The 15,275-nt window shown below is 60.5% G+C and carries 15 protein-coding genes; 12 read left to right on the forward strand and 3 right to left on the reverse strand.

The window, feature by feature from the left end:
• Positions 1-28: 28 nt before the first annotated feature.
• On the reverse strand, positions 29-751 hold the full coding sequence (rph, locus tag AC07VF_RS07180) for a ribonuclease PH (RefSeq protein ID WP_192171461.1): 723 nt from the start codon (positions 749-751) through the stop codon (positions 29-31).
• Between the two features lie 290 nt (positions 752-1,041).
• Here rph and AC07VF_RS07185 point away from each other — a divergent pair, with 290 nt between their 5' ends.
• The 6 genes from AC07VF_RS07185 to AC07VF_RS07210 all read left to right on the forward strand — a co-directional run bounded on the left by AC07VF_RS07185 (position 1,042) and on the right by AC07VF_RS07210 (position 6,301).
• Positions 1,042-1,905, forward strand: a complete 864-nt coding sequence (locus AC07VF_RS07185) for a YicC/YloC family endoribonuclease (RefSeq protein ID WP_192171462.1) — start codon at positions 1,042-1,044, stop codon at positions 1,903-1,905.
• Positions 1,906-1,918: 13 nt separating this feature from the next.
• Positions 1,919-2,539 carry a guanylate kinase gene (gene gmk / locus AC07VF_RS07190; RefSeq protein WP_192171487.1) on the forward strand — a complete coding sequence of 207 codons (621 nt, stop codon included), beginning with the start codon at positions 1,919-1,921 and terminating at the stop codon, positions 2,537-2,539.
• Positions 2,540-2,668: 129 nt separating this feature from the next.
• Positions 2,669-2,932, forward strand: coding sequence for a DNA-directed RNA polymerase subunit omega (gene rpoZ / locus AC07VF_RS07195; RefSeq protein WP_025257879.1), 264 nt, complete (start codon positions 2,669-2,671; stop codon positions 2,930-2,932).
• 60 nt (positions 2,933-2,992) lie between these two features.
• Positions 2,993-5,101, forward strand: coding sequence for a bifunctional GTP diphosphokinase/guanosine-3',5'-bis pyrophosphate 3'-pyrophosphohydrolase (gene spoT, locus AC07VF_RS07200; protein WP_192171463.1), 2,109 nt, complete (start codon positions 2,993-2,995; stop codon positions 5,099-5,101).
• A gap of 24 nt (positions 5,102-5,125) precedes the next feature.
• A complete protein-coding gene (locus tag AC07VF_RS07205; RefSeq protein WP_065988223.1) occupies positions 5,126-5,506 on the forward strand; it encodes a RidA family protein in 381 nt (126 codons plus the stop codon).
• 57 nt (positions 5,507-5,563) lie between these two features.
• Positions 5,564-6,301, forward strand: coding sequence for a hypothetical protein (locus AC07VF_RS07210; RefSeq protein WP_192171464.1), 738 nt, complete (start codon positions 5,564-5,566; stop codon positions 6,299-6,301).
• A 127-nt stretch (positions 6,302-6,428) separates the two neighbouring features.
• On the opposite strand, the gene AC07VF_RS07215 is transcribed toward AC07VF_RS07210, so the two are convergent.
• Positions 6,429-7,289, reverse strand: a complete 861-nt coding sequence (locus AC07VF_RS07215) for an NAD-dependent epimerase/dehydratase family protein (RefSeq protein ID WP_346627398.1) — start codon at positions 7,287-7,289, stop codon at positions 6,429-6,431.
• Positions 7,290-7,501: 212 nt separating this feature from the next.
• On the opposite strand from AC07VF_RS07215, the gene exbB reads away from it, so the two are divergent.
• From exbB to AC07VF_RS07245, 6 genes are all read left to right on the forward strand, one after another.
• On the forward strand, positions 7,502-8,479 hold the full coding sequence (gene exbB / locus AC07VF_RS07220) for a tonB-system energizer ExbB (protein ID WP_495008355.1): 978 nt from the start codon (positions 7,502-7,504) through the stop codon (positions 8,477-8,479).
• A 3-nt stretch (positions 8,480-8,482) separates the two neighbouring features.
• On the forward strand, positions 8,483-8,908 hold the full coding sequence (gene exbD / locus AC07VF_RS07225) for a TonB system transport protein ExbD (RefSeq protein WP_133773871.1): 426 nt from the start codon (positions 8,483-8,485) through the stop codon (positions 8,906-8,908).
• Positions 8,905-9,648, forward strand: coding sequence for an energy transducer TonB (locus AC07VF_RS07230; protein ID WP_192171467.1), 744 nt, complete (start codon positions 8,905-8,907; stop codon positions 9,646-9,648). The genes exbD and AC07VF_RS07230 overlap by 4 nt, the downstream gene beginning before the upstream one ends.
• 91 nt (positions 9,649-9,739) lie before the next feature.
• Entirely contained in the window at positions 9,740-10,669 is a 930-nt protein-coding gene (locus tag AC07VF_RS07235; RefSeq protein WP_065988216.1) for a hydrogen peroxide-inducible genes activator, read from the forward strand.
• A gap of 8 nt (positions 10,670-10,677) precedes the next feature.
• Positions 10,678-12,753: an ATP-dependent DNA helicase RecG gene (recG, locus tag AC07VF_RS07240; RefSeq protein ID WP_192171468.1), complete on the forward strand. Its 2,076-nt coding sequence runs from the start codon at positions 10,678-10,680 to the stop codon at positions 12,751-12,753.
• Positions 12,754-12,840: 87 nt separating this feature from the next.
• Positions 12,841-14,229 carry an aminoacyl-tRNA deacylase and HDOD domain-containing protein gene (locus tag AC07VF_RS07245; RefSeq protein ID WP_495008354.1) on the forward strand — a complete coding sequence of 463 codons (1,389 nt, stop codon included), beginning with the start codon at positions 12,841-12,843 and terminating at the stop codon, positions 14,227-14,229.
• Between the two features lie 624 nt (positions 14,230-14,853).
• Here AC07VF_RS07245 and AC07VF_RS07250 read toward each other — a convergent pair.
• Positions 14,854-15,228 (reverse strand): helicase, encoded by a 375-nt coding sequence (locus tag AC07VF_RS07250; protein WP_192174557.1) that lies wholly within the window; start codon positions 15,226-15,228, stop codon positions 14,854-14,856.
• Between the last annotated feature and the right edge of the window lie 47 nt (positions 15,229-15,275).

Here is a 15,275-nt window from a genome sequence, read left to right on the forward strand (position 1 = left end):
TGACGTGGTGTTCTGACGTAGAAACCGATCAGTCGGCCAGTGCCGCCTGCTGCAGTTCGAAGATTTCGCTCATGCCTTTTTGAGCCAGTGCCAGCATCGCGTTCAAGTCTTCAGGCTGGAACGGCGCGCCCTCGGCAGTGCCCTGCACTTCGATGAAACCGCCCGCATTGGTCATGACCACGTTGAGGTCGGTCTCGGCCGCAGAGTCTTCAAGATAATCCAGGTCCAGGACCGGCTCGCCCTGATACATGCCCACCGATACGGCTGCGATCATCTGCTTCAGCGGATCGCCACCCTTCAGGCCGCCACGCTTTTTGATCGATTTGAGTGCATCGATCAGCGCAACCATGGAGCCGGTGATCGACGCAGTGCGTGTCCCGCCGTCTGCCTGGATCACGTCGCAGTCGACATACAAGGTGATTTCACCCAGCTTGGACATGTCCAGTGCCGCACGCAGCGAGCGGCCGATCAGGCGCTGGATTTCGAGGGTACGGCCGCCCTGCTTGCCACGGCTGGCTTCGCGCTGGTTACGCTCGCCCGTTGCGCGAGGCAGCATGCCGTACTCAGCCGTCAACCAGCCCTGGCCCTGGCCCTTGAGAAAACGCGGAACGCCGTTTTCAACGCTGACGGTGCAGATCACCTTGGTATCACCGAACTCGACCAGCACAGAACCCTCGGCGTGCTTGGTGTAGTTGCGGGTGATGCGGATCGGGCGAAGCTGATCGGCAGCGCGACCACTTGGACGTTTCATCTGGGATACCTGTACTGGGAGACGGAAAACTGGTCTGCATTATAGAGGTGCAGGCACGGCTTGGGACATCTAAAGACACATCGCTCACAACGAACGCTGCTGAAGGGCACTGCCGGACAGCAGGATCACGACGCCGCGCATCGCTTGCGACAATGCCACATTTGGGCGCACACCCTGCACTGAGCTACAATCCTGCGCCTTTATAGCCAGTCGTTTCCCCACGACACTTTGCCGGGTATTCATCCCGGACCGGCTATCCGCAAACGCCTGAATTTATAGAGGTACTTCCCATGGTGCACAGCATGACGGCTTTTGCCCGCGCTGAACGAGCCGGCCCACAAGGCACGCTGAGCTGGGAAATGCGCTCGGTCAATCACCGTTACCTCGAACCCCATTTGCGCCTGCCGGAATCCTTCCGTGACCTCGAAGGCGCCGTACGTGAAGCGCTGCGCCAGGGCCTTTCCCGGGGCAAAATCGAATGCACCCTGCGTTTTACTGAAGAAACCGCAGGCAAACCGCTGCAGGTTGATCGCGAGCGCGCAGGGCAACTGGTCGCGGCAGCGGAGATCGTTGCCAGCCTGATCAAACAACCTGCTGCGCTGAACCCGCTTGAAGTGCTGGCCTGGCCTGGTGTGCTGGTGGCCGACGCTGCCGATCCGCAAGCCCTCAACAATGATGCCCTGGCCTTGTTCAACGAAGCCCTTGAAGAACTCAAGGCCGGGCGCGCCCGCGAAGGCGCCGATCTGGCCAGGCTTCTCGACGAACGGCTTACCGCGATCAAGACTGAAGTCGCGACCTTGCGTACGCTCGTGCCGCAGATGCTCGCCGCCCAGCGTCAGAAGGTGCTTGATCGCTTTGCCGACATGAAGGCCGAGCTCGATCCGCAGCGCCTGGAACAGGAAATGGTCCTGCTGGCGCAAAAAAGCGACGTCGCCGAAGAACTCGACCGCCTGAGCACGCACGTCACCGAGGTTCGCCGCGTGCTCAAAGCCGGCGGACAAGCCGGGCGCCGGCTGGATTTTCTGATGCAAGAGCTCAACCGCGAAGCCAACACCCTGGGCTCCAAAGCCTTTGATCCTCGAAGCACGCAAGCTGCCGTCAACCTCAAAGTGTTGATCGAGCAGATGCGCGAACAAGTGCAGAACATTGAGTAAGGCCACCTCCGACATGACCCACAGCACTGGCACCCTGTACATCATTTCCGCCCCATCGGGCGCGGGCAAGACCAGCCTGGTCAACGCCCTGATCAACGCTCAGCCGCAGATTCGCGTGTCGGTGTCCCACACCACGCGGGCCATGCGTCCGGGAGAAGTGGACGGCGTGAATTACCACTTCGTCGACCGCGCCGAGTTCGTGCGCATGATCGAGCATGGCGATTTTCTCGAACAGGCGGAGGTCTTCGGCAACATGTACGGGACGTCACAAAGCCGTTTGCAGCAGACGCTGGACGAAGGTCATGACCTGATTCTGGAGATCGACTGGCAAGGTGCGGAGCAGGTTCGCAAACTGATGCCCCACGCCCGCTCGATCTTCATTCTGCCGCCGACCCAGCAGGCGCTGCGCCAGCGTTTGACCAACCGGGGCCAGGATAGCGACGAGATCATCGAGGGCCGCATGCGCGAGGCGGTCAGCGAGATGAGTCACTACGCCGAATACGATTACATTGTGATCAACGACGACTTCGCCACGGCGCTCGAAGACCTGAAAGCGATCTTCCGCGCCAATTTGCTGAGCCAGGAGCACCAACAGCAGCGTCATAGTCAGCTGTTGTCGCAACTGTTGGCCTGATCGGTTTTTGCCCGGCAAAACCGGGCTATTGAAATCAGCGCTTCCCTTAACGCTGGTGATTTTTTAGACTGTCGAGTCCGCTCGCCCATTCGGGCACCGCGCATATCGCATTTGCTACGAGGAATACCCATGGCCCGCGTGACCGTTGAAGACTGCCTGGAACATGTAGATAACCGTTTTGAGCTGGTCATGCTCGCCACCAAGCGCTCGCGTCAACTGGCGACCGGTGGCAAAGAGCCAAAGCTGGCATGGGAAAACGACAAGCCTACCGTAGTGGCCCTGCGTGAAATCGCTGCAGGCCTGATGGATTACGCTGTTATCGCAGAAGCCGAAATCGTTGAAGATGAACCACTGTTCGCCGCATTCGAGGACGAGTCCAGCGAGGCCGTCTAAGCCTATGCCTGGTCGACGTAGCAAGGCGCAGGGTCACAGCCTTCGGCAAGGAGATTTATCTTGCCGAGCATAGACGCCCTCGCCGATCGCCTCGCGACCTACCTCGGCGCCGACCAGGTCAATCTGGTCCGCCGGGCGTACTTCTACGCCGAACAAGCCCACGACGGCCAACGCCGTCGCAGCGGCGAAGCCTACGTCACGCATCCGCTGGCGGTGGCCAATATTCTTGCCGACATGCACATGGACCATCAGAGCCTGATGGCCGCCATGCTGCATGACGTGATCGAAGACACCGGCATCGCCAAAGAAGCGCTCTGCGCACAGTTTGGCGAAACGGTGGCCGAATTGGTCGACGGGGTCAGCAAACTGACCCAGATGAACTTCGAGACCAAAGCCGAAGCTCAGGCCGAGAACTTCCAGAAGATGGCGATGGCCATGGCGCGGGACATCCGTGTGATTCTGGTCAAGCTCGCCGACCGCCTGCACAACATGCGCACGCTGGAAGTCCTTTCCGGAGAGAAGCGCCGTCGCATCGCCAAAGAAACCCTCGAAATCTACGCCCCTATCGCCAATCGTCTTGGCATGCACAGCGTGCGCATCGAATTCGAAGACCTGGGTTTCAAGGCGATGTACCCGATGCGCTCTTCGCGCATTGGCCAGGCGGTCAAGCGCGCGCGCGGCAACCGCAAGGAACTGGTCAACAAGATCGAAGAGTCGCTGAGCCATTGCCTCGCCGTTGACGGCATCGAAGGCGAAGTCAGCGGCCGTCAAAAGCATTTGTATGGCATCTACAAAAAGATGCGCGGCAAGCGCCGGGCCTTCAACGAGATCATGGACGTCTACGCGTTCAGGATCATCGTCGACAAGGTCGACACCTGCTATCGCGTGCTCGGCGCTGTGCATAATTTGTACAAGCCGCTGCCCGGCCGCTTCAAGGATTACATCGCGATCCCGAAAGCCAACGGCTATCAATCGCTGCACACCACTTTGTTCGGGATGCACGGCGTGCCCATCGAAATCCAGATTCGTACTCGCGAAATGGAAGAGATGGCCAACAACGGCATCGCCGCGCACTGGCTATACAAGTCGTCTGGCGATGAGCAGCCGAAAAGCACCCACGCGCGGGCCCGTCAGTGGGTCAAGGGCGTGCTGGAAATGCAGCAGCGTGCGGGTAACTCGCTGGAATTCATCGAAAGCGTGAAGATTGACCTGTTCCCGGACGAGGTCTACGTGTTCACGCCCAAGGGCCGAATCATGGAGCTGCCGAAAGGCTCCACAGCGGTGGACTTCGCATATGCCGTGCACACCGACGTCGGCAACAGCTGCATCGCCTGCCGGATCAATCGCCGGCTGGCGCCGCTGTCCGAACCGCTGCAAAGCGGCTCGACCGTCGAGATTGTGAGTGCGCCAGGAGCACGTCCGAATCCGGCCTGGCTCAACTTTGTCGTGACCGGCAAGGCCCGCACGCACATCCGTCATGCGCTCAAACTGCAGCGCCGATCGGAGTCGATCAATCTCGGCGAACGCCTGCTGAACAAAGTACTCAACGGCTTCGACAGCACGCTGGAAAAGATTCCGGCCGAACGCGTGCGCCTTATCCTTGCCGAGTACCGAGTCGAGGTCATCGAAGACCTGCTCGAAGACATTGGCCTGGGTAACCGCATGGCTTACGTGGTCGCTCGCCGATTGCTGGCCAGTGAAGGCGATCAACTGCCAAACGCAGAAGGTCCACTGGCTATTCGTGGCACCGAAGGCCTCGTCCTCAGCTACGCCAAGTGCTGCACGCCGATTCCAGGCGACCCGATCGTCGGGCATCTGTCCGCGGGCAAAGGCATGGTCGTGCACCTGGACAACTGTCGGAACATCGCGGAAATCCGCCACAACCCCGAGAAGTGCATTCAGCTGTCCTGGGCCAAAGACGTCACCGGCGAATTCAACGTTGAGTTGCGCGTCGAACTGGAACACCAGCGTGGCCTGATCGCCTTGCTTGCCAGCAGCGTCAACGCCGCGGACGGCAACATCGAAAAAATCAGTATGGATGAACGCGATGGTCGCATCAGCGTGGTCCAACTGGTGGTCAGCGTGCACGACCGCGTGCATCTGGCCCGTGTGATCAAGAAACTGCGCGCCCTGGCCGGCGTGATCCGCATCACCCGTATGCGCGCGTAGTCAAACCGCAAACAGGAGTTTTTCATGAGCAAGACCGTCATCTCCAGCGACAAAGCCCCGGCCGCCATCGGCACCTACTCCCAGGCAATCAAGGCGGGCAACACCGTCTACATGTCGGGCCAGATTCCGCTGGACCCGAAGACCATGGAACTGGTCGAAGGCTTTGAAGCACAGACCGTTCAGGTCTTCGAAAACCTGAAGGCGGTGGCCGAAGCGGCAGGCGGTTCGTTCAAGGACATCGTCAAGCTGAATATCTTCCTCACTGACCTGAGCCACTTCGCCAAGGTCAACGAGATCATGGGCAAATATTTCGAACAGCCGTACCCGGCGCGCGCCGCCATTGGCGTGGCTGCGCTGCCGCGTGGCGCTCAAGTCGAAATGGACGCCATTTTGGTCATCGAGTAAATCCCGGTGCGGAGCTCAAGCACGCTCCGCCTCCTGAGAAAAGGAAGGACTCCGCCCATGCGCGTTGCGTTTGCCCTCTCGCTGCTGGTCGCACTGCTCAGCGGCTGCGCCAGCCACTCCGACAAAAGCCCGGACGGCACCTGGATCAACCAGGCGGCCATCGACGCGGCAGCCCAAGGCGGCAACCTGCGTCAGGCGCTGCTGGCCTACGGCCCGAATCTGGAATGGAACATCAACACCAAGGCCGGACAAGCCACTGCTTCAAACGGCTTCGAGCTGAGTGAAGGCAAGATCGCCAGCAATGCCGACGGTAAGCTGCGCGTCGACTTCTACGGCAATGCGTCTGATGAGCTGACCATCAAGGGCGATGAGCTGGTGCAACGCGCCAGCGACACCGGGCCTGAGCAGCATTTCCGCTCGCCGAAAGAAGCCCCACCGGCCGGCGCGCAACCCGGCACCAGCTTTGAGCGCGCGCTCTACACCGCCTACCTTGGTGGCAAGTGGACCATCGTCAATGGCGACGGTCAGGGCAGCACGGTTGAATTCCTGCCAGACGGCAGCGTCAGCGGCCTGCCAGGTAATGATCGCTACGCACTGTGCCTGGCCGGCGACTGCGCGGCCATGAGCGGTGAATACGACAGCATGTGGCTGGAGAAGAACGAGCGCGGTAACCCGTGGATTTTCGTTCGCAACGGCAAACAGCTGGAGTTGTTCCAGGCCGTAAATAACGCCCAGGCAACCGAAATGCCGGACCTTCGCCCGGGCGAGAAGCGCTGGGTGCTTGAGAAGAACTGATACAGCGAACGTCGTTGTTGTGGGAGTGAGCTTGCTCACGAAAGGGCCTTTCAGCCGCCGGATACTTAGCGGCTGTGCCACCCTCTTCGCGAGCAAGCTCGCTCCCACAGGATTTCAGTGATCCGAGCTATTTCGGCTGGTCTGCCAGCATCGCCTCATACCCTTCTTTATAAGTCGCATAACGCGGCGTCCAGCCCAGCGCTTTGGCGCGGGCGTTGCTGCAGCGCTTGCTGCCGGCGCGGCGCACGTTGTGCTCATCCGACCACTCTGTGACGCCCAGACGCTGACGCATCCAGTCGACCACTTCGGCCAGCGGCGCGGGCGCATCGTCGACGCCGATATAACAGTCTTCCAGCGCTACATCGTCTGCAGCCGCACGCAGCAAAAACGCCAGCAGCCCGGCCGCGTCATCAGCATGAATACGGTTCCCATACAGGGGCGGATCAGTTGCAACACTGTAGCCCTGACGTACACGGTTCATCAGATCACTGCGTCCCGGGCCGTAAATCCCGGTCAGCCTGACGATGGTAGCTGGCACACCGCTGTCCAACGCCACTTGTTCAGCTTCGCGCATGACCTGGCCTGAGTACCCGGTCGCTTCGACAGGCGACGTTTCATCAACCCACTCGCCGTGCTGCTGGCCATAGACGCTGCTGCTGGACACGAACAATATCCGCTTCGGCCTCTGTCCGCTGCGCTCGCTCCAGCCCAGCACGTGCCGAAGGCCTTCGACATAAGCCGCGCGATAACCCGCCTCATCCCGGTCAGTAGGTGTGGCGCAGTAGACCAGGTAATCCAGTCGCCCTTCCGGCCAGTGAGCGGGAATGCGGGGGTCGAAAAGATCGCCGCTGACGCCTAGCACGCCGTTGGGCAGTTTCTCTACCGAGCGGCGCAGGCCGTACACGGTCCAGTCATCGGGCATAAGTTGGGAGGCCAGTCGGCTCCCGATATCGCCACATCCAGCAATCAAAACGGATGGCGCTGACATGTCCAATCTCCACATCACTTGTTGAATTTAAGCCTGTAAAGCGGGCTGCAAAACCGACCATTGGGACGCATTCTCATGAAAAAAGAGACGCTCTTACTTTTGTTAACAAGAATTACTTGCAATAATGACGGTCCTTTGTTCTCCTCCGCTCGCCTCGCGCCAGCGTGACGCTCTCAGAACGAACACCTATCTTCATATCAGGTCGGGCCAGCATGACATCTATTCAAACCCCCGCTTCGTCCATTGCCAACCGAGGTCTGCCACGCGCAGGACGCGCCATTGCCGCGCTGCTGTTCAGCCTGATGTTGACGCCCATAGCGCTCGCCGACTCCAACGCTCCCGTACAAAAGCCCGCCGTACAGGCCGAGGCGCCAACCGCCACTCCGGTTGACCCTGCGACAACGCCAGGCGTTCAAGAACTGACCCCGGCATCTGCTCCGGTTGAGTCGCTTGATGCTGCTGCGGAAGATAACAGCCTGGGCATGTCCCACGACCTCTCGCCCTGGGGTATGTACAAGAACGCGGACATCATCGTCAAAGCCGTGATGATCGGTCTGGCCATTGCATCGGTGATTACCTGGACCATCTGGATCGCCAAGGGCTTCGAACTGCTGGGCGCCAAGCGTCGTCTGCGGAGCGAAATCGCTGCGCTGAAACGCGCACGCAACCTGGACGAAGCCAGCGCAGGGTCGAAGAAAGAAGGCACCCTTTCCCATTTGCTGGTGCACGACGCACTGGAAGAGATGCGCCTGTCGGTTAACACCCGCGAACGGGAAGGCATCAAGGAGCGCGTCGCTTTCCGCCTTGAACGCCTGGTCGCCGCCTGCGGCCGCAACATGAGCATGGGCACCGGCGTGTTGGCCACCATCGGCTCGACTGCGCCGTTTGTGGGCCTGTTTGGCACCGTATGGGGGATCATGAACAGCTTTATCGGCATCGCCAAAACCCAGACCACCAACCTGGCTGTTGTGGCGCCGGGCATCGCCGAGGCCTTGCTGGCCACCGCACTGGGTCTGGTTGCCGCGATTCCCGCCGTCGTCATCTACAACGTCTTCGCCCGCTCCATTGCCGGCTACAAGGCGCAAGTGTCCGACGCTTCGGCGCAGGTTCTATTGCTGGTCAGTCGCGATCTGGATCACCAGCCTGCGGTCGAGCGCAGCCAATCGCCGCACATGGTAAAGATGGGGTAAACCATGGGCCTGCATTTGAAGGAAGGCGACGACGAGCTCGCCGAGAACCACGAAATCAACGTGACGCCGTTCATCGACGTCATGCTGGTCCTGCTGATCATCTTCATGGTTGCCGCCCCGCTGGCAACCGTAGACATCAAAGTTGACCTGCCTGCCTCTACCGCCAAGCCGGTGCCTCGACCCGAGAAGCCGATTTTCCTGAGCGTGAAAGCCGACCAGAGCCTGTACCTGGGCGATGAAAAAGTGGCCCGCGAGCAGATCGGTCAGGTGCTGGATGCCAAGACCAAGGGCAAGAAAGACACCACGATCTTCTTCCAGGCCGACAAGGGCGTCGACTACGGCGACCTGATGGACGTCATGAACGCCCTGCGCGGCGCTGGCTACCTGAAGGTCGGCTTGGTGGGTCTCGAGACGGTCGGCAAGAAATGATCAATACGCGCCAAAAGCTGACGCGCTATAGCGGTAGTCTGTTGTTGGTGCTGGCGGTCCATGCCGTGGCGATTGTCGTTGCATTGCGCTGGCCCTCCTCGCAGGCCATCGAGCTGCCGCCGGCCGCGATGATGGTCGAGCTGGCGCCTGCTCCCGAGCCCGCCCCGCCGCCACCGCCAAAAGTCGTGCAACCGCCGCAGCCGCCTGCGCCTGAAGAACAACTGCCGATTCCGCCAGTCGCCGAAGCGCCCAAGGCCGAAATCGCCGTACCCAAGCCGGTCAAGCCCAAGCCCAAACCACAGCCGCCAAAACCTGTGAAGAAGGTCGAGCCGCCGAAGGAAGAGAAGCCAGCCGACGACAAGCCGCTGGACGCCCCGCCGTCCAACGCCAAGCCGGAGAAGTCAGCGTCGCCGCAACCTGCTCCGCCCACGCCGCCAAGCAATGCATTACCTACTTGGCAGGGTGAATTGCTGAGTCACCTGAGCAAGTTCAAGCGGTACCCGGAAGATGCTCGACGTCGGGGAATGCAGGGCACCAGTCGTCTGCGCTTCGTGGTCGATGGCGAAGGCCGCGTGTTGTCCTATGAACTGGCCGGAGGCTCGGGCAGCGCATCACTGGATCGAGCGACGCTGGAAATGATCCGCCGCGCGCAGCCATTGCCCAAGCCGCCGCCGGAATTGCTGAAGAACGGGTCGCTGGAAGTGGTCGCTCCCTTCGTTTATTCCCTGGATAAACGCTGAAACCAGAATTTTGTCAGCCGCGACGGGTTGATAACGTGCGTCTATCGATTGCACCCGCTATGCTGGGGCCGCAACTTCATGGACGCACGTTATGACCCTCACAGAATTGCGCTACATCGTTACCCTCGCTCAAGAGCAGCATTTCGGCCATGCCGCTGAACGCTGTCACGTCAGCCAGCCGACCTTGTCGGTGGGCGTCAAGAAGCTGGAAGATGAACTCGGTGTGCTGATTTTCGAGCGCAGCAAGAGTGCCGTACGTCTGACCCCGGTTGGCGAGGGCATCGTGGCTCAGGCGCAGAAGGTCCTCGAACAGGCCCAGGGCATTCGTGAACTGGCCCAGACCGGCAAGAACCAGCTGACCGCGCCGCTTAAAGTTGGCGCGATCTACACCGTCGGCCCGTATCTTTTTCCTCACCTGATTCCCCAACTGCACCGGGTCGCCCCGCAGATGCCGTTGTACATCGAGGAAAACTTCACCCACGTGCTGCGCGACAAGCTGCGTAATGGCGAGCTCGACGCGATCATCATCGCCCTGCCGTTCAACGAGGCTGATGTTCTGACGCTGTCACTGTACGACGAGCCGTTCTACGTACTGATGCCTGCCGATCATCCATGGACCCAGAAAAAGACCATTGATGCCTCGGCACTGAACGACAAGAGCCTGCTGTTGCTGGGCGAAGGTCATTGCTTCCGCGATCAGGTGCTCGAAGCCTGTCCGACGCTGGTCAAGGGCGGCGATGCTGCCAAGCACACCACGGTGGAGTCCAGCTCGCTGGAAACCATTCGGCACATGGTCGCTTCAGGACTGGGTATTTCCATCCTGCCGATGTCCGCTGTCGACAGCCATCACTACGCACCCGGCGTGATCGAAGTCCGTCCGCTGTCGCCGCCAGTACCATTCCGCACTGTGGCAATCGCCTGGCGTGCCAGCTTCCCGCGTCCGAAAGCCATCGAAATCCTCGCTGATTCGATTCGTCTGTGTTCCGTCGCTCGTCCGAAAGCTCAGGCTGAAGCGAGTTAAGGGACGGTATGACGGAGCTGTCTCATGTCTCGGTCACGGCGCTAAAAGGCGTCGGTGAGGCAATGGCTGAAAAGCTGGCGAAAGTCGGTCTTGAGAACATTCAAGACGTGCTGTTTCACCTGCCGTTGCGTTATCAGGACAGGACTCGCGTCGTGCCCATCGGCGAATTGCGCCCGGGCCAGGACGCGGTGGTCGAGGGCGTGGTCAGCGGCGCCGACGTGGTCATGGGCAAGCGCCGCAGTTTGCTGGTCAGGATCGGCGACGGCACCGGCGTGTTGAGCCTGCGCTTTTACCACTTCAGCAACGCGCAGAAGGACGGCCTCAAGCGCGGTACCCATGTGCGCTGTTACGGCGAAGCCCGGCCCGGCGCTTCGGGGCTTGAGATCTATCACCCGGAATATCGCGCAATTACAGGCGATGAGCCGGTGGCTGTCGAGCAGACGCTGACACCGATCTATCCCACGACCGAAGGCCTCACCCAGCAGCGCCTGCGGCAATTGTGTCAGCAGAGCCTGTCGATGCTCGGCCCGAAAAGCCTGCCTGACTGGCTGCCGGACGAGCTGGCACGCGACTATCAACTCGCGCCCCTGGCTGAGGCTATTCATTACCTGCACAACCCGCCCGCCGATGCTGACGTCGAAGAGCTCGCGCTGGGCCATCACTGGGCGCAGCACCGACTGGCATTTGAAGAGTTGCTGACGCACCAGCTTTCCCAGCAACGCCTGCGTGAAAGCCTGCGCTCGCAACGCGCGCCTGCATTGCCCCCCGCGAAACGCCTGCCGAAGCAATTCCTCGCCAACCTCGGATTTCCGCCCACAGGTGCGCAGCAGCGCGTCGGCAATGAGATCGCCTACGACCTTAGTCAGAACGAGCCGATGCTCCGGCTGATTCAGGGCGACGTAGGCGCTGGCAAAACGGTCGTCGCAGCACTCGCGGCGTTGCAGGCGCTGGAGGCTGGCTATCAGGTTGCACTGATGGCGCCCACGGAGATTCTTGCCGAACAGCATTTCATCAATTTCACCCGCTGGCTCGAGCCTCTCGGCATCGAGACGGCCTGGCTCGCGGGCAAACTGAAGGGCAAGGCGCGCGCGGCATCCCTGGCGCAGATTGCCGGCGGCACACCGATGGTGGTCGGCACCCACGCGCTGTTCCAGGACGAAGTGCAGTTCAGGAATCTCGCGCTGGTCATCATCGATGAGCAGCACCGCTTCGGTGTTCAGCAACGTCTGGCCCTGCGCAAGAAAGGCGTCGGCGGCTCGATGTGCCCACACCAATTGATCATGACCGCCACCCCCATTCCACGCACGCTGGCGATGAGCGCCTACGCCGACCTCGACACGTCGATCCTCGACGAACTGCCACCCGGGCGTACGCCGGTGAACACCGTGTTGGTGGTCGACAGCCGACGGATCGAAGTCGTCGAGCGTGTACGCAATGCGTGCGCCGAAGGCCGGCAGGCGTACTGGGTGTGCACGCTGATCGAGGAGTCCGAGGAGCTGACATGCCAAGCCGCTGAAACCACGTTCGAGGAACTGACCAGCGCGCTGGGCGAGCTCAAGGTCGGCTTGATTCACGGGCGCATGAAGCCCGCCGAAAAAGCCGCCGTCATGGCCGAGTTCAAGCAGGGCAATCTGAATCTGCTGATTGCAACGACGGTGATCGAGGTCGGCGTGGACGTTCCCAATGCCAGCCTGATGATCATCGAAAACCCGGAACGCCTGGGCCTGGCGCAGCTGCATCAATTGCGCGGTCGGGTCGGCCGGGGCAGCGCGGCCAGCCATTGCGTGCTGCTGTACCACCCGCCACTTTCGCAGATCGGTCGTCAGCGGCTGGGCATCATGCGTGAAACCAACGACGGCTTCGTCATCGCTGAAAAAGATCTGGAGCTGCGTGGGCCAGGCGAGATGCTCGGCACGCGTCAGACAGGGCTGCTGCAGTTCAAGGTTGCTGACCTGATGCGCGATGCAGATTTGCTGCCTGCGGTCAGGGACGCGGCCCAGGCACTGCTTGAACGCTGGCCGCACCATGTCAGTCCCCTGCTGGAACGCTGGTTGCGCCATGGCCAGCAATACGGGCAAGTGTGAAGCAGTCAACGCAATAACAGGGTGTCTCACCTCTATAACAACTAAGCTGGTTATACTTCAGCGATTGTAGGAATCTGGATACAGGCCATGACAGAAGTTGCCCACATCGACACAAGCCCACACTGCCCTTCTGTCATTCGGCAGTTGCTGGGCAAACTCAACTTCCGTGAAGTAACTGACGATGAGTCTCTGCCGCCTGCCCAAAAGGTTCAGGCCATTCTGGTCGATGACTCCGTTGGCGCGCTGTTTATCCTGTTTCCGCAAAACCAATTGCTGGACCTCAACCGCATCACCGAGTTGACCGGCCGCAAATTGAAAGCGGTTCCGAAAGAGTCGCTCGAGCTCATGCTGCAAAAACACAAGCTCGGCACGTTGCCCGGCCTGCCTGCACTGACCAGCTCGCCTTGTCTGTATGAGGAGCGAATTCTGTCTGGCCCTGCCGTGCTGATCGACTCCGGCGAGCCGGGCCTCTTGCTGGAAATCAGCAGCGAGGATTTCAAAACGCTGTTGACCAAGGCAAGCGCTGCCCGCTTTGGCGAACCGGTGACGTCGGTCACCCCTAACCTCACGCGTCCCGATGACGACCGCGAGGAGATCACCAAAGCCGTTCAGAACTTCACCGCCCGACGCATTCAGCAGCGCCTGGAGTCCACGGTGGAAATCCCGCCGCTGGCCGACACGGCGCAGAAGATTATCAAGCTGCGTGTCGACCCGGACGCGACCATCGACGACATCACCGGCGTAGTCGAAACCGATCCGGCATTGGCGGCCCAGGTGGTGAGCTGGGCGGCCTCTCCGTATTACGGTTCAGCCGGCAAAATCCGTTCGGTGGAAGACGCCATCGTTCGCGTGCTGGGTTTTGATCTGGTGATCAATCTGGCGCTCGGCCTGGCGTTGGGCAAAACCCTGGCGTTGCCCAAGGATCATCCGCAGCAGGCGACGCCTTACTGGCAGCAGTCGATCTACACGGCTGCGATCATCGAAGGCCTGACCCGCGCGATGCCCCGTGCCGAGCGCCCGGAAAGTGGCCTGACCTACCTCGCCGGTTTGCTGCACAACTTCGGTTATCTGCTGCTGGCGCATGTGTTTCCGCCGCACTTTTCGCTGATCTGCCGCCAGATCGAAGTCAATCCGCACCTGCATCACAGCTACGTCGAACAGCATCTGCTGGGCATCAGCCGCGAGCAGATCGGCTCCTGGCTGATGCGCAACTGGGACATGCCGGAGGAGCTGGTCATCGCCCTGCGCTTTCAGCACGACCCGCACTACGGAGGTGAGCATCACAAGTATGCAAACCTGGTATGCCTGGCGGTGAGGCTGCTGCGCAAGGAAGGCATCGGCTCCGGCCCTCTGGAAAGCATTCCGGACGAGCTGCTCGAGCGCCTGAAGCTCTCTCGCGAGAAAGCTCAGGACGTCGTGAAGAAAGTGCTGGAGGCCGAAGTGCTGTTGCGCGAACTGGCCTCGCAGTTCAGCTGATCTCGAAATGCCCGCTTGCAGCCTGAAAGTTAGCTGCGCTTTTTGTTGGGAAGAGGTTGCTCACGAAGATCTGTGGGCATTCAGCTATTGTCTGTGGTGACTCAGCATCAGTCTTCGCGAGCAAGCTCGCTCCCACAGGATCTGGGTTGACGCAACATCTCAGGTACACCACTGCAGTAGTGGGAGTGAGCTTGCTCACGAAGAGGCTGGAGCATTCAGCTATTTTCTGTGGTGACTCAGCATCAGTCTTCGCGAGCAAGCTCGCTCCCACAGGATCTGGGTTGACGCAACATCTCAGGCACGCCGCTGAACTTGTGGGAGTGAGCTTGCTCACGAAGAGGCTGGAGCCTTCAGCTATTTTCTGTGGTGACTCAGCATCAGTCTTCGCGAGCAAGCTCGCTCCCACGGGCTCGGGGTCGACTCAACATCTCAGGCACGCCGCTGCACTCGTGGGAGTGAGCTTGCTCACGAAGAGGCTGGAGCATTCAGCTATTTTCTGCGGTGACTCAGCGTCAGTCTTCGCGAGCAAGCTCGCTCCCACAGGATCTGGGTTAACGCAACATCTCAGGCACGCCGCTGCACTCGTGGGAGTGAGCTTGCTCACGAAGAGGCCTGAGCATTCAACTATTTCTTCTTCCTAGGCTTCAAATACTTCGTCAGCCCCTGGAACCACATCACCAGTCCCGCGTTGCCGGTGACCAGGATGTCCTTGTCCTGAATGCCCTGCATGAATGCGAGCTGCTTGTTCCGGGCCTGCATTGTGGCGAAGCCGTAATCGGCGTCTTTGAAAGAGATCACGAACGCAGGCGCCGCAAAGGTGCCGGCGCGGCTCTTGACGCGCTGATCGCGCACGATGAAGTGCCGGGCGATCTTGCCGTCAGCCGTCTGCAACTGGAAAGCCAGATCCTTCCCCGCGAGTTGCTGCTGAAACGCGGGATTATTGCGACTGGCGCGGGCCATCAACAGGCCCAACATCCAGAGTAGAAAACGAAACTTCATGCGTGGGCCTCATAGGATCAGCGGCGGTCAGGGTGACCAGCCGCAGT

It is taken from the genome of Pseudomonas sp. GW821-FHT02H06, assembly GCF_059421525.1.